The organism is Streptomyces bikiniensis (assembly GCF_000716625.1).
In the GTDB taxonomy this organism is placed as follows: domain Bacteria; phylum Actinomycetota; class Actinomycetes; order Streptomycetales; family Streptomycetaceae; genus Streptomyces; species Streptomyces bikiniensis.
The window spans coordinates 112,991-131,285 of record NZ_JNXJ01000019.1 but is presented as its reverse complement, the minus strand read 5'-3'; the positions used below and the strand labels follow the sequence as shown (position 1 = coordinate 131,285).

18 protein-coding genes are annotated in these 18,295 nt (G+C 73.2%); 8 read left to right on the top strand and 10 right to left on the bottom strand.

Annotated elements, in window-relative coordinates; all coding sequences use genetic code 11:
• Window positions 1-526 precede the first annotated feature (526 nt).
• Both OO47_RS37845 and OO47_RS17430 read left to right on the top strand, forming a co-directional pair.
• Window positions 527-1,333 (top strand): hypothetical protein, encoded by an 807-nt coding sequence (locus tag OO47_RS37845; RefSeq protein ID WP_234323217.1) that lies wholly within the window; start codon window positions 527-529, stop codon window positions 1,331-1,333.
• 298 nt (window positions 1,334-1,631) lie between these two features.
• A complete protein-coding gene (locus OO47_RS17430; RefSeq protein WP_158708671.1) occupies window positions 1,632-1,775 on the top strand; it encodes a hypothetical protein in 144 nt (47 codons plus the stop codon).
• A 730-nt stretch (window positions 1,776-2,505) separates the two neighbouring features.
• Here the strand turns inward: OO47_RS17430 and OO47_RS17425 are convergent.
• Window positions 2,506-2,958 carry a hypothetical protein gene (locus tag OO47_RS17425; RefSeq protein ID WP_234323216.1) on the bottom strand — a complete coding sequence of 151 codons (453 nt, stop codon included), beginning with the start codon at window positions 2,956-2,958 and terminating at the stop codon, window positions 2,506-2,508.
• A 505-nt stretch (window positions 2,959-3,463) separates the two neighbouring features.
• Here OO47_RS17425 and OO47_RS17420 point away from each other — a divergent pair.
• Window positions 3,464-4,390 carry an NADP-dependent oxidoreductase gene (locus tag OO47_RS17420; protein WP_030217726.1) on the top strand — a complete coding sequence of 309 codons (927 nt, stop codon included), beginning with the start codon at window positions 3,464-3,466 and terminating at the stop codon, window positions 4,388-4,390.
• Window positions 4,391-4,442: 52 nt separating this feature from the next.
• Entirely contained in the window at window positions 4,443-5,378 is a 936-nt protein-coding gene (locus OO47_RS17415; protein ID WP_030217723.1) for an AraC family transcriptional regulator, read from the top strand.
• Window positions 5,379-5,690: 312 nt separating this feature from the next.
• On the opposite strand, the gene OO47_RS37295 is transcribed toward OO47_RS17415, so the two are convergent.
• The 3 genes from OO47_RS37295 to OO47_RS17400 all read right to left on the bottom strand — a co-directional run bounded on the left by OO47_RS37295 (window position 5,691) and on the right by OO47_RS17400 (window position 6,888).
• On the bottom strand, window positions 5,691-5,930 hold the full coding sequence (locus tag OO47_RS37295) for a Rossmann-fold NAD(P)-binding domain-containing protein (protein WP_030217720.1): 240 nt from the start codon (window positions 5,928-5,930) through the stop codon (window positions 5,691-5,693).
• 13 nt (window positions 5,931-5,943) lie between these two features.
• Window positions 5,944-6,180 (bottom strand): SDR family NAD(P)-dependent oxidoreductase, encoded by a 237-nt coding sequence (locus OO47_RS37290; protein ID WP_030217717.1) that lies wholly within the window; start codon window positions 6,178-6,180, stop codon window positions 5,944-5,946.
• Window positions 6,181-6,291: 111 nt separating this feature from the next.
• A complete protein-coding gene (locus OO47_RS17400; RefSeq protein ID WP_030217714.1) occupies window positions 6,292-6,888 on the bottom strand; it encodes a DUF2165 domain-containing protein in 597 nt (198 codons plus the stop codon).
• Window positions 6,889-7,111: 223 nt separating this feature from the next.
• On the opposite strand from OO47_RS17400, the gene OO47_RS17395 reads away from it, so the two are divergent.
• Window positions 7,112-8,218, top strand: a complete 1,107-nt coding sequence (locus tag OO47_RS17395; RefSeq protein ID WP_030217709.1) for a winged helix DNA-binding domain-containing protein — start codon at window positions 7,112-7,114, stop codon at window positions 8,216-8,218.
• A 99-nt stretch (window positions 8,219-8,317) separates the two neighbouring features.
• Here the strand turns inward: OO47_RS17395 and OO47_RS17390 are convergent, their stop codons facing one another.
• Window positions 8,318-10,054 (bottom strand): immunity 49 family protein, encoded by a 1,737-nt coding sequence (locus OO47_RS17390; protein WP_106969411.1) that lies wholly within the window; start codon window positions 10,052-10,054, stop codon window positions 8,318-8,320.
• A 197-nt stretch (window positions 10,055-10,251) separates the two neighbouring features.
• Here OO47_RS17390 and OO47_RS17385 point away from each other — a divergent pair, with 197 nt between their 5' ends.
• On the top strand, window positions 10,252-12,645 hold the full coding sequence (locus OO47_RS17385) for an ATP-binding protein (protein ID WP_158708670.1): 2,394 nt from the start codon (window positions 10,252-10,254) through the stop codon (window positions 12,643-12,645).
• Between the two features lie 189 nt (window positions 12,646-12,834).
• Here the strand turns inward: OO47_RS17385 and OO47_RS17380 are convergent, their stop codons facing one another.
• A complete protein-coding gene (locus OO47_RS17380) occupies window positions 12,835-13,230 on the bottom strand; it encodes a hypothetical protein (RefSeq protein WP_234323215.1) in 396 nt (131 codons plus the stop codon).
• A 450-nt stretch (window positions 13,231-13,680) separates the two neighbouring features.
• On the opposite strand from OO47_RS17380, the gene OO47_RS17375 reads away from it, so the two are divergent.
• Window positions 13,681-13,968 carry a hypothetical protein gene (locus tag OO47_RS17375; RefSeq protein WP_158708669.1) on the top strand — a complete coding sequence of 96 codons (288 nt, stop codon included), beginning with the start codon at window positions 13,681-13,683 and terminating at the stop codon, window positions 13,966-13,968.
• Between the two features lie 272 nt (window positions 13,969-14,240).
• Here OO47_RS17375 and OO47_RS17370 read toward each other — a convergent pair whose 3' ends face one another.
• Window positions 14,241-15,104 (bottom strand): SDR family NAD(P)-dependent oxidoreductase, encoded by an 864-nt coding sequence (locus OO47_RS17370; protein ID WP_030217698.1) that lies wholly within the window; start codon window positions 15,102-15,104, stop codon window positions 14,241-14,243.
• Between the two features lie 632 nt (window positions 15,105-15,736).
• Window positions 15,737-15,889, bottom strand: coding sequence for a hypothetical protein (locus OO47_RS17365; protein ID WP_158708668.1), 153 nt, complete (start codon window positions 15,887-15,889; stop codon window positions 15,737-15,739).
• Between the two features lie 89 nt (window positions 15,890-15,978).
• On the opposite strand from OO47_RS17365, the gene OO47_RS17360 reads away from it, so the two are divergent.
• Entirely contained in the window at window positions 15,979-16,212 is a 234-nt protein-coding gene (locus OO47_RS17360) for a hypothetical protein (RefSeq protein WP_030217692.1), read from the top strand.
• Between the two features lie 24 nt (window positions 16,213-16,236).
• Here OO47_RS17360 and OO47_RS17355 read toward each other — a convergent pair whose 3' ends face one another.
• Both OO47_RS17355 and OO47_RS17350 read right to left on the bottom strand, forming a co-directional pair.
• Window positions 16,237-17,673: a serine/threonine-protein kinase gene (locus tag OO47_RS17355; RefSeq protein WP_051716196.1), complete on the bottom strand. Its 1,437-nt coding sequence runs from the start codon at window positions 17,671-17,673 to the stop codon at window positions 16,237-16,239.
• Window positions 17,674-17,812: 139 nt separating this feature from the next.
• Complete coding sequence (locus OO47_RS17350) at window positions 17,813-18,124, bottom strand: hypothetical protein (RefSeq protein WP_030217687.1); 312 nt, start codon at window positions 18,122-18,124, stop codon at window positions 17,813-17,815.
• Window positions 18,125-18,295 lie beyond the last annotated feature (171 nt).

The window sequence follows — 18,295 nt, the reverse complement described above, 5'->3', positions numbered from 1 at the left end:
CGTCGTCAGACTCGCCCAGGGCTTCACCGTCCACCGCACGCCCCTCGGCAAGAGGATCACCGCCACCATCGCCCTGACCGACGACCCCCTGACCGGTGGTGTGTAGGAGTCTTCGGGTGACCACCTGCGAAACCGCAGGTCCACGCACTTGTGCACTTGGCGGGGACAGGCCGGGTTCTTGGCGTATCCGTAGGAGCCGGGTTCCGTATGGGCGCCGAGAGTCCGCGGAAGTAGGTTCGAGGTCGTCGGCCCACCGGCATGGTGGCCCCACACGAGCATGCCGGTGGGCCGGAGAAGCGCACAGGCGTCAAGGGACTTCGTGCGGCTCGGCCCGTCTCACCCGTACGTCCGGCACGAGTGTCGGTGGGATCTGTTCGAGGCTTCGGCCGGGACGCCGGGGATGAGGTGCGGGGCCCTGCGGTGAGCGGCTCACCGGACACCACGAGTGATGCGCGGCCGGGTCGTCATCCGCTCGCCGTGGCGGGGGCGGTGCATGGGGACTGCGCCGAACGGGAATCACGACGGGATGAGAAGCAGGGGGTACGGCGACATCTGGTACCGCGAGCGGCTGCCCCGCTGGTTACGGGGGCTGCTCGTCCTCGCGGCAGGATCGGTGGTCCTGCTGTGCGGTCAGCAGGTCGCCGAAGGCTACGAAGCGACCATGGAGTACCGCGGCGCACCCGTCTGCCGGAGCGGGGACGGGGACGAGGGGGAACCGTGCGTGCGGCACGAGACGGGCACGGTGCTCGACCGGCGGACGGGAGAGCACTGTACGTCCAACGGCACGAGCGGCGGCACGGCGGGGGGCATCACCACCGGAGGCGGTATGAACACCGCCGGTGGCACCATGGGCGGCGTGATGGCCGGCGGGGTGACCACCGCGGGCGGCGGAGGCGGCGGCACGACCTGCACGAGGCACTACGACCTGAGGGTGCGGTGGCCGGGGGGCACGGCCTGGCTGGACGTGGGGTCGGAGACGTACGACGACGCCGGGAAGGGCGACCGCGCCGAAGTCCGGCTGTGGCGGGGGGAGGTCGTGGAGCTGAGGGTTCGCGGCCGCACCGACTCCTACGCGCCCTCCTCGCAGCAGTCGGTTCTCCCGTGGCTCGCGTTGGGCTGCCTGAGTCTGGTGGGCGGCGCGTGGGCATTACTGAGCGGGCGCCTTTCGGGCCTCTTCTCCTACACCGGCTTCGGCTTGCTGTTCGTGGCCTTCGGAGTCGGCTGGCTCGGCACCATGGCGCTGTTCGGCGGCCACCCCGCGGTCTGGGTGTTCGCCGTCCTGTGGACGGGCTTCGCGGTCTTCTGGACCGTGAGCGCCTGGCGGGACGGGTAGCGGCCGCTCGAACGCCGGGCACCTGGATGGTCGGCGGATCGCCCGGGGGCCGCGCTTCGCGCTCTCGTCCCCGGAAGCCGCCCGCGTGCGGTGCCGAGCGCGGACAACGACGTCATCCGTACGGCTTTCGAGCAGGTGTCGGCGCAGCGCGGCGGACGTTCCGGTGGCGCCTTCACGGCCGGGACGGGCAGGGCGGCGGAGCGGTGACGACGGCAAGGACCACCGGACGCCACCGGACGCGATCTCCACGAGGCCGTTGTGGGTCAGCCGGCTCGGCCGGCAGTTCAAGAAGGCCGGCGTGCCCACCGAGAGCTCTCCCGCACTGATGGCGGTCGGCTGTCGCACGAGCGGTCGCGCGGTCGTCACGGAGGACTGCGTCCCCGAACGGGTGCGGCCTCACGTCGAGGAAGCCCTCCGTCAGCCGGCCGCCCACGAGCGGTGAGGTGGCGGAGCCGCCGCCCGACGCCGTTCAGCAGTCCCTGACGTCCGGCGGCCTTGTTGTCGCCTGTGGGCCGCAGTTGCCCTTCTCGTACGAGGATCCCGCCGGCCCCTGCTTCACCGCCCGAGGTTTCCCGAACGCCCCGGCGATGCCGAAGTGCTGGTCGAACCCGTCCGAAGGGCAGCGGGTGGACCGGCGCGGGTTCCCGATCACGAAGTTGCGCACGGGGCGGGCGCCGAGCGCAGGAGGTAGCGGCGGACCGGCACCGTGTCGCGAGCGGAGGGTGCGGTGCAATCCCATTGCCCCTCGTGGCCGGTGGGCGGTGGCGCCGTGTCCTTGAGGCCGAGGCGGAGCGAAAGCCCGTGCTCGGATCCGGTCGCTCGGTGAAGGGTGTCGGCCTGCCGGTCGAAGACGGCGCCCCCGGCGCCGACGCCGGCGGGTGCGTCGGCGGGCACGTCGGCGGTTGTGGCACGGGACCGCACGGGCTGTCCGACCGGGGTGCCCCCGGCAGATGTCGAGGCGGTCGAAGCCGTACGTCGCCTGGTCCGGGAAGTTGTAGATCTTCCCGTCCGGGCAGGCGGCGTACGCGGGTGCGGACGGGCCCCGGAAACGGACCCGGGCCCCACGGACCTCGCCCGAGCCGGCCGGTCGGCAGCGGCCGCACCGCTGCTCTCGACCGCCCCGCCCCCGTCGCTCACCCGACGGCGGGGCTCCTCGTTGCGGGTGGTGCGCCTCAGCCCTGGCGGGGCCGACGGCGCGGCTTGCGCGGGCGCCGGATCGTGTCCGTACCCACCTCGGCGGCACCGGCCGAGGAGAACAGGTTCGGCACCCCCGGGCGCGGCAGCACCTGTGCCCGCCCCTGGCCCTGACTCCGGGTGGCCGGGCCGGCAGTGGTGCGTCCGGCAGGGACCGCGGCGCGGGCCAGGATCCGGGCGTGCGGGATGTGGGGTGCGCACATCCCGCACACCTCCTCGACGATCCACACCTGCCCGACGATCGGGTCGTGGCGCAGGATCAGCACCACTTCGCCCGCGCACGACGTCTTCTCCCCCGGGTGTGCTTCGCAGCGTTCGGCGCGGCAGTGGCAGGAGGCGTTGGGCCGGACGGCGGCGGCCCTGGCGTGGGCGGCGGCGTGCCGGGCGGCGAAGGCGCGCAAGGCGGCCAGGTCACGGGAGCGGGCGGGCATCCTGCACGGCGAAGTGCAGGTGACACTCGCGGTGCGGTCGCTGTGACCGGTCAGTCGGACGGTCCAGACCCGCCCGGGCACACGTGCGGTCGGGGACTCGAGAGGGATGGTCGTCACGCGAGGGGGTCCGTTCGGTAGAGGGGTCGTTCGTGGGCCGGGTCCGCTGCGCGGGCCGCCCGGGTCACGGGTTTCCTTCCCCCGGGGCCCGCTTCGCAAGCAGGACGGCCCTCCGGAGCCCCGACGGCCTGGAGTGGCGGCGGGATCGGTCCTGCGACCTTTGCCCCGAAGAATCCGTGGCTGTCCGTGCCGGCACGGCCTGGCCGCGCCGGCACCGGTCCGCTCCTGCGCGGGGCCCGGATGTGGCGGTGCTGATCCTCGTCCGCCTGTGGACGCTCGGACATCTTTCTGAGACCGGAGGATATTCAGCGGCTCGTTCGATCTCCCTAACGTGGAGGCAGACGAGGGGCGCTCGCCCCGAGACCACCACTGCGAAAGGGAGTTCACCATGCGTGCTGTCATCCAGAAGTCCTTCGGCGGCCCCGAGGTCCTGGAGCTCGCCGAGAGGGACAAGCCGGCCCCGCTCGGCGGCGAGGTCCTCGTCCGCGTGCACGCGAGCGGCGTCAACCCGGTCGACGTGGCGGTGCGCTCCGGTGCCTACCCGCTGCTCGGCGAGCCTCCGTTCGGTGTGGGCTGGGACATCTCCGGTGTCGTCGAGGAGGCCGGCCCCGGCGCCCGCTTCAAGCCCGGGGACGAGGTCTTCGGCATGCCGTTCTTCCCGCGAGCCGCCACCGGCTACGCCGACTACGTGGCGGTGCCCTCGCGCCAGGTGGCCCGCAAGCCCGCGACGCTCGACCACGTGCACGCCGCCGCCGTGCCGCTCGCCGCCCTCACCGCCTGGCAGGGCCTGGTCGACGCCGCCCGGATCTCCGAAGGGCAGCGGGTGTTGATCCACCGGGCGGCCGGTGGCGTCGGCCACTTCGCGATACAGATCGCCAAGGCGCGCGGCGCCCGCGTCACGGCCCTGGCGAGCGCCGCCAACCACGATCTCGTCCGCGAACTCGGGGCGGACGAGATCATCGACCACCGCACCACCGACTACACCGGAGCGGTCGAGGACATCGACGTCGTCTTCGACTCCAGCTCCGAGGGCGAGCGTGCGCTGAGCGTCCTGAGGCCCGGCGGCACCCTGGTCAGCATCATGGAGCACTGGAACACCGAGCTCGCCGCCCGCGTCGAGGACGAGGGCCGCCACTTCGCCGGGATCTCGGTCGAACCGGACTACGCCTCCCTGGAGGCGATCGCCGCCCTGATCGACGCGGGCCGCATCCGCCCGCACGTCTCCGCGACGCTCCCGCTCGAACAGGCGGCGAAGGCCCACGAACTGGTCGGCTCGGGCCGCACCCGCGGCAAGGTCGTCCTGACCGTGGCCTGAGCAGGGCGGGTTAGAGTGCGAAGGAAGACCGGGAGTTCTACGGAGAGACGAGTTGGACATCCTCACCGAGGTGCTGGCCTCGATGCGTACCGGTCGTCCGGTCTCCGTACGGACCACCGGACGTGTTCCCTTCGGGCTGAGGCTGCCGCCCGTGGCCGGGGCGGGATTCCACGTGGTGCTGTCGGGTACGTGCTGGCTCGTCCCGCTGGAGGACACGGCATCGCAGCCGCCCCTCCCGCTGGGCCCGGGCGACGTGGTCTTCCTGCGGGACGGGCGCGGGCACGTCCTGGCCGACCACCCCGACACCCCGGCCGAGGTCGAGCGGGAGTCCCAGTTCAGTCCCGGCTCCCCGCTCGGCACGGTCACCGTCGGCGGCGACGGCGCGCCCACCCACCTGCTGTGCGGGAACTACCACCTCGACCAGGCCCGCCCCCACCCCCTCGTACGACAGCTGCCGGAGATCATCCACCTGCCCGCGCACCCTCCCCGGCAACCCGAACTCGCCTCCGCCGTCGGCTTGTTGCGCGCGGAGCTGGAGCAGCCGCGGGCCGGCTCGGCCGGCATCGTGCCCGCGCTGATCGACTCGCTGCTCCTGTACATCCTGCGCGCCTGGCTGGAGCAGGGTCCGGCCGCGCAGGCCGGGGGCTGGGCGGCCGCGCTCAGGGACACGGGGGTCGCGCCGGCCCTGGCGGCGATCCACGCGAAGCCGGACGCCCAGTGGACCGTGGAGTCGCTGGCCGCCCGTGCGGGCCTGTCCCGCGCGGCCTTCGCCCGCCGGTTCAACGACCTGGTCGGCGAGCCGCCCATGACGTACCTGACCCGCTGGCGCATGACGACCGCCGCACGGCTCCTTCGGGAGTCCGAGGCCCCGCTGTCCACGGTCGCCGCGCGCACCGGTTACGGCTCCGAGTACGCCTTCGCCAAGGCATTCAAACGCGAGTACGGGCAGGCCCCGGGTGGCTACCGGCGCGAGGCGCGCGCGGCCTGACCCTCGGTCACGGGCAGCGGCGCCGGGACGAACGGGCGAGGACCGCGGCAGCCGCACGACCCGCGCGACCACGGGCTCCGCCCGGACGCGCCGTGGAGCCGCCGGGGCGCGCTTCGGCTCCTCCCCGTCGCACCCGCCGCCGTCCGGATCACGACCGCCCGCACCCGTCCCGCCGGTCTCGCCCGGTCCGCGGGACGACGGGCGGGCTCCGGCCTTCCCGATGTCCGCCGTGGACGCGGGCCCCGCACTCGGTGATCCGCGGCGCCAGGCCGGGCTCACGGATCCGTGGCCATGGCCCACGGCGTACGGCGATCAGAACGCGCGCACCGCGGGCGGCATGTTCGGGAAGTCCGCCGACCCGCTCACGGACGCCCACTTCCCGACGTCGTCGAGCGCCGCACGGTAGACGCGGGTGAGGTTGCGGACCGCCTCGGCGCCGAGCGGGAGCCGGAGCGGCGCGTCGGGAGCGTCGAGCACGTCGCGGATCACTCGGGCGGCGCGGGCCGGGTCGCCCTCCTGGACTCCGTCGGCCTCGGCCATGTTCGCGCGCACGGCGCCGACGACCTCACACCTCCAGCGCCCGCTGCACGACCGCGGCCGCTCCTCCGGTGTCGCGCACATCGTGCTCGACGGCGAGGAACCGGTCCCCGTACCGCGCCCTGAGCCCGTCGAACCGGTCGGCCCGTCGCGCGGTGCCGATCACGTGCTCGCCGGCCGCGAGTGCCGCCTCGGCGAGTGCCAGGCCGAGACCCGAACTCGCGCCCGTGACGATCCATGTCTTTGTCTCGTTCGTCGTGGTCACGGCCCCGACGCCAGGGCTTCGAGTGTGCTTGAAGGCAAGCCGGGCTCACACGCGGGAGGCGGCGGGCGGTGCGGCACGCCTCTTCCCGCCTCCCTTTCGGCGGGGAAGGCGTCAGGGCTGTTCGCCGGCCGCCCGGCGGACACCGGGGAGGTGCACGACGAGGAGTGCGAAGGCGGCCAGCGCGACGTTGCGGGCTGCGGCGTCCAGGCCGTTCCAGTCGGACGACTGCCACATGGCGAACCATTCACCGCCGATCGCGATGAACCCCGCCCCGAAGAGCAGCAGCACCATCACCAGGCCCACCGTGCTCGCCGCGCGGGCACGGTCGTACGTGTCGCGGCGCAACCCCTCGATCCAGAACCAGGTGGCGGCGAGGAGCACCACTGCGGCCAGCGCCTCCCAGACGATGATGGCGACATAGGCGGCGTTCTGCAGACCGGGCGACTCGACCGCCCGCCACATCAGGTCGGGGTCCTCGAACGTGGTGTCCATGCTCAGGACGTGCTGGACGAACTGCTGGTTGGTTCCGAAGTCCGTGACGTTCCCGAAGGCGACCAGGGTCGTGTAGAGCGCGACGGTCGCCGTGAGCGCGGCTGCGGCGACGGACGGCGCGCCCAGCCGGAGGAGCCGGCTCCGCCGGCCGACCGGGGCCGTTCCCGGAGAAGGGGCGCCGGAGCCGGTGTCGTTCTGCCGGTGAGACCGTGTCATGGATGTGCCCTCCTTCGTCGTCCCGCGGACGTTCGAGCCGCGGGTCCTGGCATTACTCCCCCACCCGCACGGCTCCCAGCCGCTTCGGCACGCGGTGATTTCCCCGCGTGCCGAAGGGCGACGGCGTGGACACGCGCCCCCGTCCCGTCGTGGCGCCGGGCGATGCCGCGGGGAAGCACCACCGCCTTCGCCGTCGTGCGATCCGGGTGAGAGGATCCGCCTCATGACGACGGGGGACCCGAGCGTGCTGGGCCGCAGAGCGCTCAACAGAAGTCTGCTGGCCCGCCAGATGCTCACCGGACGGGTGGAGGCGACGCCCGTCGCAGCGATCTCGCACCTGGTCGGCATGCAGGCCCAGGCGCCCGACCCGCCCTACATCGGGCTGTGGACCCGACTGTCCGGCTTCGGCGTCGAGGACCTCGCCGGGCTCGTGCGGAGCCGCGAGGTGGTGCGGGTCGCCTTGATGCGCGGCACGATCCACCTCGTCACCGCGGACGACTGCCTCGCTCTGAGGCCGGTTCTCGCCGACGCTCTCGCCCGGGGCCTCAAGAACACCTTCGGACGCAAGCTCGAAGGGCTCGATCTGGCGGAGGTGGCGGAGATGGGCCGAAAGCTGGTCGAGGAGGAACCCCTCACGCTGAGCGAGCTGGGCGCCCGGCTCGCGGACCGCCGGCCCGGACGCGACCCGTTCGCCCTGGCCAACGCCGTACGCAACCTGACACCACTCGTCCAGGTGCCACCGCGCGGCCTCTGGGGCGAGAGCGGGCGGGCGGCGCACACCACGGCCCGGTCCTGGCTCGGCCGTCCTCCGGCGACCGACCCGTCCCCGGACGCCTTGGTCGAGCGCTACCTCGCGGCGTTCGGCCCGGCCTCCGTCAAGGACGTGCAGACCTGGTCGGGAATGACGAGGATCACCGAGTCCGTGCGCCGGCTGCGTCCGCGACTGCGCAGTTTCCGCGACGAGAACGGCGTGGAGCTCCTGGACGTGCCGAACGCGCCGCTACCCGACCCCGACCTGTCCGTCCCGGTGCGCTATCTGCCCGAGTTCGACAACATCCTGCTGTCCCATGCCGACCGTGGCCGCATCCTCACCGAGGAGCAGCGCCGACTGGTCTTCACCCGCAACGGCCTGATCCGGGCGACCTTCCTCGTGGACGGCTTCGTCCGCGGCGTCTGGCGGATCGAACAGCGGCGCAAGACGGCCGTCCTCGTGCTGGAGCCCTTCGCACCGCTGACGGGGAAAGAGCGCGACGCACTCGTTCGGGAAGGCGAGGAACTCCTCGCCTTCGCGACCGCGCCCGACAGAGTGTTCTCCGTCCGCTTCGACTGAACCCTCCGCAACGGGGCCGACCGGATGAGGCCGCGGACCAGGGGCCGAAGACGTCGTGGAGAGGGAGGTCCGACGCACGAAAAGGGAAGGAAGGCCCTTTCAGAAGGGTTCGACAGCCCGCAGAAGGTACTGCGGCAGGTAGGGGGACTCCACGCGGACGGCCCAGCCCCGGCGGCGGGCATGGCAGGCAAGCGCGAGGACGTCGAGGTTGACGGAGGCCTCGGGAGAGTCGGCGCGGTCGGCGACCTCGTAGTGGGCGCGGTGGTTTTCGAGCGCGTCGGCCAGGGCCAGGTTGAAGCTCTCCTCGTCGCCCTCCACCAGCTGCGACAGGAGCACGGCCGGCGGCATCGCGAAGCCCCGGTCCTCGGCTTTCTCGTCCTCCTGCAATGCTCGTCGCACGGCCGCCTCGGACCCGGCGCCCGTCAGGTGGGCGTGGAGGGCCTCGCGGTACGCGGCGAACGCGGAGCCGTCCGGGCGGGCGAAGGCGGGGCCGGTGAGGACCAGGGGAGCGAGGTCTTCGCGCGCGCCGGTGATGAGGGCGAAGGCGACGGCCGTCTGCCAGTGTCCGGCGCCTGCTTCGTCGCCGCGCCGGGCCGGGTAACGCAGCGGGCGTCCGGCGATGGACACCTCGACCTCGGTGTCCGGCTCCGCCAGCGCGATGCGGAACAGGGCCGCCCCCGTCCGGGAAGCCAGCCGAAGGGTGGCGAGTTGCTTGTCCGCGACGTCGCCCGGGTTTCCCTCCCGCCACTGGAACAGGCGCTTCTGGTCCTCCAGCACGCTGCCCAGGCGCCAGACGGCGAGGGGCTCGCCGTCGACGGGAGTGAGCGCTTCCGCGAGGTGCTCCTCGTACGTGGCCTCGATCCGCGGGATCCCGTCCCGCTCGCAGGCCGGCCGCTCCACCACCAGCGGGCCCGCGGCAAGCGCGGCGACGGCGTCCGGCCGCCGCTCCCGGCCGAGCCCCGCGACCCGGGGTCCCCGGGTCTCGAAGCCGGTGACCAGCGCGTGCGGTAGGTAGTCGCTGCTCACGGCGGGCGGCCAGCCCAGCGCGCGGTACGCGAACGCGGCGAGGGCGATGGGGACGAGCGGGAGGAGGCTGCGCGGGGAGGTCGTCGTGGCGTGCAGGGCGGCGTGCCGGGTCAGGACGTCGGCCAGCGCCGCGTCGAAGGCGTCCTGGTCCTCGGCGACCAGGGCGCGCAGGGCCTGCAACGCCGCGCTGTCCGGCCGGTCCAGGAGGGGCTCGCCGCTTTCTCCGGCACGGGTCCGGATCCGCTCCAGGGCCGCGTCGACGGCGGCGAGCTTGGCCCGGGCGCTCGGCGGGTACTCCTCGTCGTCGCCGGTGTCGTCCAGGATCACGGCCGTCAGCCCGGTGGCGAGCTCGCCTGCGGGCGTTCCCTGCGTCCGCGCGGCAAACTTCTGCCGGGCGAAGTGGAAGGCCTCGCCGTGCCACTTCGCCCTGTCCCGGAGCGCCGCCAGGCACAGTGCCTGGATCCACTCCCCTGGTGTGACCGTTTCCTCGGGGGCGTCGTCACCCGCGTCGTAGCTCATGCCGAAGTTGACGTAGTCCAGGAAGACGTCGAACGTGCAGTGCGGGTGGTACGCGGCGTAGGCGACGGCTCCTGCCGCGGCTTCGGAGGCGTCCTTGAGGACGGCCTTGGCCTCCGGAGTGTCGAGGTCGGGGTCGGTGAGGGAGAGGGCGCCCAGGTAGTCGAGGAAGTCGTCGGCGATCCACTGCCATGCGTACGTGGCCATCCGGCCGGCCCTCGACAGGGAGTGCACCCGACGCCCGATGCGGTTCGTGAAGTCCTCACGGGCTGCCGACACGGCCGCTCCGTCCACCTGGTGACGCTCTATTCGCACTGTTCCGCTCCTTGATCGACTCTCTGGAGCAGCCTAGACGCGGGCTCTGACAGACCGGCGAAGCGACCGTCATCCCCTCTGCCGTGCCGCGTGGCCCCCGGCAGGCCGGCGCGGCGGGTGTCCATGGCGTGCCGACGGGGCCTTCGTCATTCCGCTCACGGGGGCCCGGGGAGGACGTGGAGCCCGTCATCGCACTGCGCGGGGTTGGTTCCCGGGGCGGGGACAGCGCGCTTCGCCGGCAAAAGCAGTTCGTGCATACTTTTGCAGGCGGGGTACGACGTTTCGGTCGCACCGCACTGACCAGGGGATACGCAGGTATGGACAGCGGTACGCCGGTCGACGGCGGCTTCGGCACACTTCTGCACCGTCTGCGGACGGAGGCCGGTCTGAGCCAGGAGGAGTTGGCACACACCGCGGGGGTGAGCGTGCGGGCGCTGTCGTACATGGAGCGCGGACACTCCCGGGGGCCCCAGCGTCGCACCGTGCAGGCACTGGCCGGGGCCCTCGGCCTGGACGAGGCCGTCGCGCGGGAACTGGAACGCATCGCCGGCTTGGGTCGTCCCAGGAAGGCCCGCACCGCGAATTCGCCGTCACCCGCGTCCGTGCCGGACGCCGTCGGTCGGGCCGCCGCACCCGATCTGCTGCCGCGCGCACCGCGTGGTTTCCACGGACGGGCGGCGGAACTCGACGCCCTGTCCCGGGCCGCCGAAGGCGAAGCGCCCGTATGTCTGGTCGTCGGGCCCGCAGGGGTCGGAAAGACGGCCCTCGTACTGCACTGGGCCCACCGCGCCCCTACCGGTTTTCCCGACGGACGGCTCTATGCCGACCTGCGGGGCTTCGGCGACACGGGCGAGCCCACGCTCATGGAGGTGCTGCGGGAGTTCCTGCCGGCGCTCGGTGTGCCGCTCGAACGGGTACCGGAGTCGGAGAACGGCGCGGCCGCGCTGTTCCGGTCGCTCGCCGCCGACCGCCGACTCCTCGTGGTGCTCGACAACGCGCGGAACTCAGAGCAGGTCAGGCCTCTCCTTCCGGGCGGCCGGCGCTGCGTGACCGTTGTCACCAGTAGGCACCGGTTGCCGGGGCTGATCGTCACCGACGCCGCCCGGCCCGTCGCGGTGGGCGTGCTCGGCCCGCAGGACGGCACGATGCTGCTCGCCGCGGTGCTGGGCGGGGAACGGGTCGCCGCGGAGCCGGTGGCCGCGCGGCGGCTGGCCGAGCTGTGCGACGGACTGCCCCTTGCGCTGCGGGTGGTGGCCGCCCGGCTGACGCAACGGCCCGGCTCGTCCCTGGAGACGATGGCGGCCGAGCTGTCCGACGAGACGCGCAGGTTGAGCCTGCTGGACGTGGAGGACACCGGCGTGCGGGCGGCACTGCGCTTGTCGCTGCAGCAGCTTCCTCAGGACGTCTCGCGCCAGTTCGCCCGTCTCGGCCGTCACCCCGGTACGCACGTCGACCGGTACACGGCGGCCGCCTTGGCCGATACGGATCCTCCGGCCGCCGAAGCCGCCCTGGAGAGGCTGGCCGCCGCGCACCTCGTCACGGAGACGGCGCCCGGCCGATGGGCCATGCACGATCTGGTGCGTCTCTACGCGCGGAGCCTGGAGGTCGCGCCCGAAGCGCTCAAGCGCTTGCTCGACCACTACGTCACCACGGGCCTCGCGGCCGTGGCGGCGGCCGAGCCCGGCAACGAGGAGTGCTTCCCCCTGCCGGTGGACCACCTGCCGCCCGCCGTCGTACGGGAGTTCGATGACCGGGCCGCCGCCGTGGCCTGGTACGCGGTGGAGAGGGACGACCTCGCGCTGGCGGTGGCCGCGGCGCATGCGGCGGGGCTGCACGACAGGGCCTGGCGGATCGTCATGACGATGTGGCCGTTGATCGTGTGGCGTGTACGGGACGGCTGGGCCCCACTCCTGGAGACCGGCCTCCGGTCGGCACGGACCGACGCCGATCAGCACGGCGAGTCACGCGTACTGAACGTGCTCGGTTGGGTGCTGATCGAGGAAGGGCGCATCGAGGAGGCGCTGGCTCATCTGAGGGCGGCCTCCACGCTCGCCTCCCGGTCGGGCGACCCGGTGGCCGAGGCGAACGCCCTGCTCGTTCTGGCCATGGCGCAGGCGGCGCTCGGCGGCTTGGACGAGGCGGCGCGAGGGTGCGAGCGGGCGGTGGAGCTGGCTCGCGCGGCCGACGACCGAACCGTCGAAAGACTGGCCCTGCAGCACTTGGCCCGTCATCGGGCCGACGCCGGGAAGTGGCGCGAAGCCCTCGACACGGCAACCGGGGCACTGGCCTTCGACGATCGGTCCGGCACGGCCGACATCCCCCACATACTGCTGCTCATGGTGAGGGGAGAGGCGCTGCTGGGCCTCGGTGACGAAGCCGAGGGCATCGAACAGCTCGATCTCGCGGCCCGGGAGGCGGAGTCCTCCGGCTACGAGGACGGCGCGGTACGAGCGCTCGGCGTCCTGCTGAGGGTCTCGGAGGACACGGGGCTGGAGGACACGGGGCTGGAGGACACGGGGCTGCGGGCACGGTACGACGCGGCGGTCACGAGGCTCACGACCCGCGCGTGAGAACAGGACGGCCGACACCCGGACGCGTCCGGGACCGGTGAAACCGGTCGTTCGCCGCGCTTCCGGTTCCGGGTCGCGCGGCCGGGACGGGCACCGTGCCGCGCTCGACCCGAAACGGTGACGACCCCGCACAGCGGAGCGGCGGACGCTCCCGTGCGGCGCTCCCGGCGGCCGCCGGGAGACGGGCGGTCAGTTCGCGTGCCGGTGGCGGAGGCGGGCCTCGGACCCGTTGATGCGCACCGTGCAGTCCTTGAAGAGCCGCAACGGGGGCTGCCCGCCGTCGACCGGGGCCAGTGTGAGCCCCAGATTCCGCAACGGTTCGGCCGGGGCGGCGGTCCCGGCCCCGTCCGGGTCGGTCCCCCTGTGGGCCGCCCGCGCCTCGAACAACGGCCGCACGCTCTCCCAGCCGGGTCCCGGGGTGAAGCGCGCAAGTGAGTACGGCCGATCACAGCCGTACTCGCTGAGCTCGCCGATCAGGACGTCTTCCCGCAGGAGCTGCCACCGCTTGGTCCCGTGTCCCCGTTCCCCGCCCTCCGGACCGGTTCGCGTCATCACGGCGCGCAACTCTCCGGCCAGGCACTCCATCCTGAAATGATCAGTTATGCGCACGTCGGTTCCAGAGGTGAGGCGGTCCTCGGCGCGAGGGGCTGCGCCGGGGCCCGCAGAGCGGTTCGGTGGCCGGGATCACGGAGCGGTCACGGCCCGGTCCGTCGCCCGGTACCCCCAGCCAACACGACCCGCAGGAGCGGGACCACGCAGTCGCACCGGCAGAAGTACCGCCCCGCGTACTTCTGCCGGTGCGACTGCGTACGAGGCCGACTCGACCGATCATGCGAGCCGCGTCGCCCTCCTCGATGTCCCGTCTCCGCTGCGCCTCGTCGTGCCGTGCGAGGTCCGCACCCGTACGGAAGACGGTCGGCGGTGTCGCGTCTGAGCCGGGGCAATGCGGGTAGGCAGGAGGAACCCCCGCCCTTCACCACACGGAGTGCAAGAGCCCACGGCCTCGCACCCACGCCGTACGAGGAGATGCCCGTCATGAGTTCCACCACGGTCCTGCCCCTCCCCCACCGGCCGGTGCGCACCGCCACCCGCGCTTCCGTCTCCCTTCCGTCCTCGGCCCTCGATGCGATGCTGGACGCCACCTACGAGACGCACCGCCAGTTCCGGCACGGCGCTTTCGCCCATCCCTGCCCGACCTGCCACGTTCCGGCGGGCGAACTCTGCCTGACGCGTCGCAGTGTGCACGCCGCCCGCCGGCTGGCGCACCGCGTCCGGGTGGCGCAGACCGAGCCGTTTCCCCGTACAGCCGCAAGGGCCTGCTGAACGCACGGGCGGGCGGCGTCGGTGAACCCGAAAGCGGTTTCGCCGCGAGGAGTCGGGCCGGCCCCCCGCACACGGCTTCGCGTCGGGGCGCACGAGCGCGCCGACCTCCACGAACCGGTCCGGCGGCGCCGGACCGGAAACGCCCATGACCGTGCCGATGGGCCAGCACCCTCCGAAGCACTCGGCGTGGAGGCGGGCTGCCGTGTCGAAGTCCTCCCGCGGAACGTGGAAAGCGAATGCTTTCGCCCGGGAATCCATGGCTCACGCCGGCTTCACACCGGGTCGTGTGCGGCGTCCTCCAGCGCCGGGGGCGGCGGCGCGTCCGCCAGGGCGCGGGCGGCGGCCAGTTCGTCACGGGCCGCCTGTTCCACGGCCTCGAGATAGAGGAAGGCGTCCTGGCCGATGGGGACCCGCAGCGGTGTGGTGTCCTCCGACGCGACGAGAGCGAGCACCCGGGCCGCGAAGTCCTCGGGCCGGCCCATGGTCGCGTCGTCGGCCATGCCGCGCAGTCCGTCCAGCATCCCGGCGCTCGCGGCGGCGTACTCGGGCATCCGGCGTGCGGACCGCCTGAGCGAGGTCCCGTAGCGCGTGGCGAAGCCGCCCGGTTCGACCACGGTGACCCGGATGCCCAGGGGGGTGACCTCGGCGGCGAGCGTCTGGCTCATGCCCTCCAGCGCGAACTTTCCCGCGACGTAGGCGCCGAGGCCCGGGAAGGCCATCCGGCCGGCGAGCGAGGAGACGTTGACGATGTGGCCGTGGCCCTGGGCACGCATGCCCGGCAGGACGAGGCGGATCAGCCGCCACGGACCGATCAGCAGCGTTTCCAGCTGATCGCGGACCTCGGCGTCGCAGACCTCCTCGACGGCGCCGAACACTCCTCCTCCGGCGTTGTTGACCAGGACGTCGATGCCGCCGAGCCGTGCGGTGGCGTGGCGGACGGCCTCCTCGCACTGGGACGCGTCGTGCAGTTCGAGCGGAATCGGCACGATCCGCCCCGGGTGGCGGGCAGCCGTCTCCCGCAGTGTCACGGTGCTGCGGGCGGTGACCGCGACCTCGTGCCCGGCGGCGGCCGCCGCCTCCGCCAGGGCCCGGCCGAGACCCGACGAGCATCCGGTCACCAGCCAGCGTTGTCCCATGCGTCCCCCTGGTGTGTGGTGTCGCCGCCGCTTCTCGTCCGGGGTGCCGCGTCGGCCGCGCCCCGGTTCACGTGCTCATGATGGGGTCGCCGGACACGGCGGACCATGCCCGTGCGGGGGCGCGCGAGCGCACGGGAGGGGCGTTGCCCGGCGCGTCGGGTGCGCGGAACGTCCCGTACCCCGCCTGCGCCCCTCGTCCCCCTCCTGTCCCGGTTCCGGTCCGTCTTCGCGGTCGTGCCGACCGGCCACGCGCCGGAGAAGTCCTTGCACTGCGGCAGGACCGGAGGAGGAGGGAGCGTCACGAAGACGAGTGACGCCCCGGTGCCGTGTCGGCTCCTCCGTTCTCGGCCGGCGGTCCGCAGCTGCTTCGCCGCGAAGCCCGGGACGAGAAGACCCCACGGCTCAGGTCCGGTGCCCGATGGTCTTCCGGATCCAGTCGGCGTGGGCGGGCGCACCGGCGCGAGGGCCGGGCCCGGCCGGACACGCGGCGCCCGGGACGCCGGGACCGGAGGCGCCCCCGACTGCCGCGCCACGTGGTCGGCATCCTGGAGAAGAGGCTGGAGGCAGGCCGGTGAGACCGCACGCCGAGACGGAGCGCTCCTACGAGGAGGGCGTCCTTCCGGACGCTCGGTCTACGCACCGCCCCAGGTGTCACCGGAGTCCCCACCACCGCCGTGCCGCCACGGTTCCCGTGTCCCGAAGCGGACCCACAGCAAATAGGCACCCGTACCCAGCGCGAGCAGACCGACCGGGATGACGACTGCCAGCAATACGGTGACCACCACGTCCGCCTCCTCGACCGCGCCTCGGCAACCCACAGGGCGCACAATGGTTCCTTCCACCAACTTAACTGCAAAGAAAGGATGTTGGCCCGGTGATGCAATTCCTCGTCCTCATCGGTGTGCTCGCGGGACTCCTGCTCGTCTCCCTCCTCCCGATGCTCGTCGTCGGAGCGCCCAAGCAGTGGTGCCGCACCTGCAAACACCAGAGCTACGAACACGAGGACGGCACTGGAGCGTGCGCGGGAGACGACTTCCCCGTCGGTGAGTTCACTCCCAGCGGCGCCTGCCCGTGCGGGGAGTACGTGCCGAACGGAAAGCCCCGGTGACCCCGCCCGGCACGGTGCGAGCCGTCAGCGAGCGTGGAACCCGGTGCAGCCCAGGCGGCGCCAGCGGCTTCGGTCGTCCCCCTCGGCCTGGTAGAAGACGACCGTCCAGTCGCCGGCCGCCGTCACCGCCGGCGCCCCGGCGAAGTCGGCGGGGTAGACCAGCGCCACGCGTTTCGAGGTGACGCGCACCGGTGCGGATGTGTGACCGAATCCTTTGCTTCCCGGTGGTTTCACTCCCACCACCACCCGGTAGGGCCCGGCGCCCTCCGCCGACAGGCGCACGTCCGCGGTCCGTGCGCCGCTGCGGTACGAGACGGACGTCGACGCCGAGCCCCGCGCGGGCCCCTGGGGCGGACGGTCGCAGTCCCCGATCCCCATGCGCGCCTCCTCCGTGTCGGTGGAGAGCCTCCAGCGAACGTCCTCGACGGCGCCGTCCCGCGCCGGGTCCGGCCCGACCTCCAGGCTCCAGCCTCCCTCCAGGGTCCAGCCGCCCGCGCTCGTACCGGTCGGCCCGCCGGGCTCCGGGGCCCGGGCGCCGTGCCCGCCGTCGTTCTCCGCCCACCACCGCGTCACGGTGACGCCGGCGGTGGCGACCACGGCCGACAGGAGCGCCGCGGCCACCGCCCTCCTCGGGGGGAGGCGCCGCTGCGGCGCCCCCGCGGGCAGGGTCTCGACCAGGGTGTCGCCCGGGCCTTCGCAGCGGGCGGCGACGTGGGCCGGTGCCGGGCGTCCGGCCGGGTCCTTCGCCACGCAGGCCCGCACCAGGGCGACGAGTTCCGGGTCGTCGCCGGCCGCTCCTTCGAGGTCGACGTCCTCGTGGACGGCGCGGTAGGAGACCGCCTCGGCGGTACCTCCGCCGAAAGGGGGCCGTCCGGTCAGCGCGTACGCCATCGTCGCGCCGAGCGCGAACACGTCGGCCGCGGGAGAGACCTCGTTGCGCAGCAGGACCTCCGGTGCGGTGAAGCCGGGAGTGCCGGGCGCCGTGCCGGTCGCGGTGAGCCGGGTGTCGTCCGTGCCGCGGGCGATGCCGAAGTCGATCAGCCGCGGGCCGTCGGGACCGAGGATCACGTTCTGCGGCTTCAGGTCCCGGTGGGTGACGCCGTGCGCGTGGACGCCCGCCAGGGCACGGGCCAGCTCGGCGCCCAGCTCCCGGACCCGTGCCGACGGGAAGGGGCCCTTCGCTCCGATCGACTGACGCAGCGTGGGGCCCGGCACGTACTCGGTGGCCAGCCAGTACGGCGGCGCGTCCAGCGACGCGTCGACCAGGCGCGCGGTGCGGGCGTCACGGATCGTCCGGACGGTGGCCGCCTCCCGCCGGAACCGGAGCAGGGCTTCCGGGTGTCCCGTGATCTCCTCGCGGATCACCTTGACCGCCACCAGGTCTCCCCGCGCCGACCGGGCCAGGTACACCTCGCCCATGCCACCGGCGCCGAGCCGGCCGACGAGTTCGTAACCTCCCATGCGCGAAGGATCCCGGCCGGCCCGCAAGGGGGCCACACCGCCGTGCTGCGGCAGTGGACGCGTGGGGCGGGGCCGCTCGTCGGAACCGGTCACGGCCGTCCGCCGGATCCCGGTCGGCGTTCGCGGCTCCGGATCGCGTTCAGCGGCTGTCCCGCAGGGCGGCGTACACGAGGACGGCGAACCAGAGCAGGCCGAGCCCGACCAGGATGGTGCCGAACACCGCCAGCGGCACCGAGCCGGCGTGCTGTTCGGCGGCCAGGGCGTCGTAGTTGCTGCCGCCGTGCGTCCGGGTGTGGCCCGCCGGTCCGCACCACTCGCCGGGGGACATGACGGCATCGCCGCACTTGACCGGCCCGCCGCCGGGAAGACCGAAATACAGCAGAGTTCCGCCGACACCGGTCATGAACAAGGAACCCAGGAAATCCGACAGCCCCGGACCGTCACTGCTCATGTGTCCGTTCCTCCCCCGCGCCGCTCGTCGGCCTTCTCACGTTACCGGCCACCGCCCCTGGGCAGAGGGACTTCGCGGCAATCCGTCGACAGCGGCCGTCGGTCGTCCCGCGCCGTGTTCCGCCGTGGGCCGCCCCTGCCGTGTCCGCCGGATGACGGAGGAACGGTTCAG

Coding starts and splice junctions, on each gene's coding strand:
- OO47_RS37845 (WP_234323217.1), top strand. CDS start 527: ATGAGAAGCAGGGGGTACGGCGACATCTGGTACCGCGAGCGGCTGCCC.
- OO47_RS17425 (WP_234323216.1), bottom strand. CDS start 2,958: ATGCCCGCCCGCTCCCGTGACCTGGCCGCCTTGCGCGCCTTCGCCGCC.
- OO47_RS17420 (WP_030217726.1), top strand. CDS start 3,464: ATGCGTGCTGTCATCCAGAAGTCCTTCGGCGGCCCCGAGGTCCTGGAG.
- OO47_RS17400 (WP_030217714.1), bottom strand. CDS start 6,888: ATGACACGGTCTCACCGGCAGAACGACACCGGCTCCGGCGCCCCTTCT.
- OO47_RS17395 (WP_030217709.1), top strand. CDS start 7,112: ATGACGACGGGGGACCCGAGCGTGCTGGGCCGCAGAGCGCTCAACAGA.
- OO47_RS17380 (WP_234323215.1), bottom strand. CDS start 13,230: ATGGAGTGCCTGGCCGGAGAGTTGCGCGCCGTGATGACGCGAACCGGT.
- OO47_RS17375 (WP_158708669.1), top strand. CDS start 13,681: ATGAGTTCCACCACGGTCCTGCCCCTCCCCCACCGGCCGGTGCGCACC.
- OO47_RS17370 (WP_030217698.1), bottom strand. CDS start 15,104: ATGGGACAACGCTGGCTGGTGACCGGATGCTCGTCGGGTCTCGGCCGG.
- OO47_RS17355 (WP_051716196.1), bottom strand. CDS start 17,673: ATGGGAGGTTACGAACTCGTCGGCCGGCTCGGCGCCGGTGGCATGGGC.
- OO47_RS17350 (WP_030217687.1), bottom strand. CDS start 18,124: ATGAGCAGTGACGGTCCGGGGCTGTCGGATTTCCTGGGTTCCTTGTTC.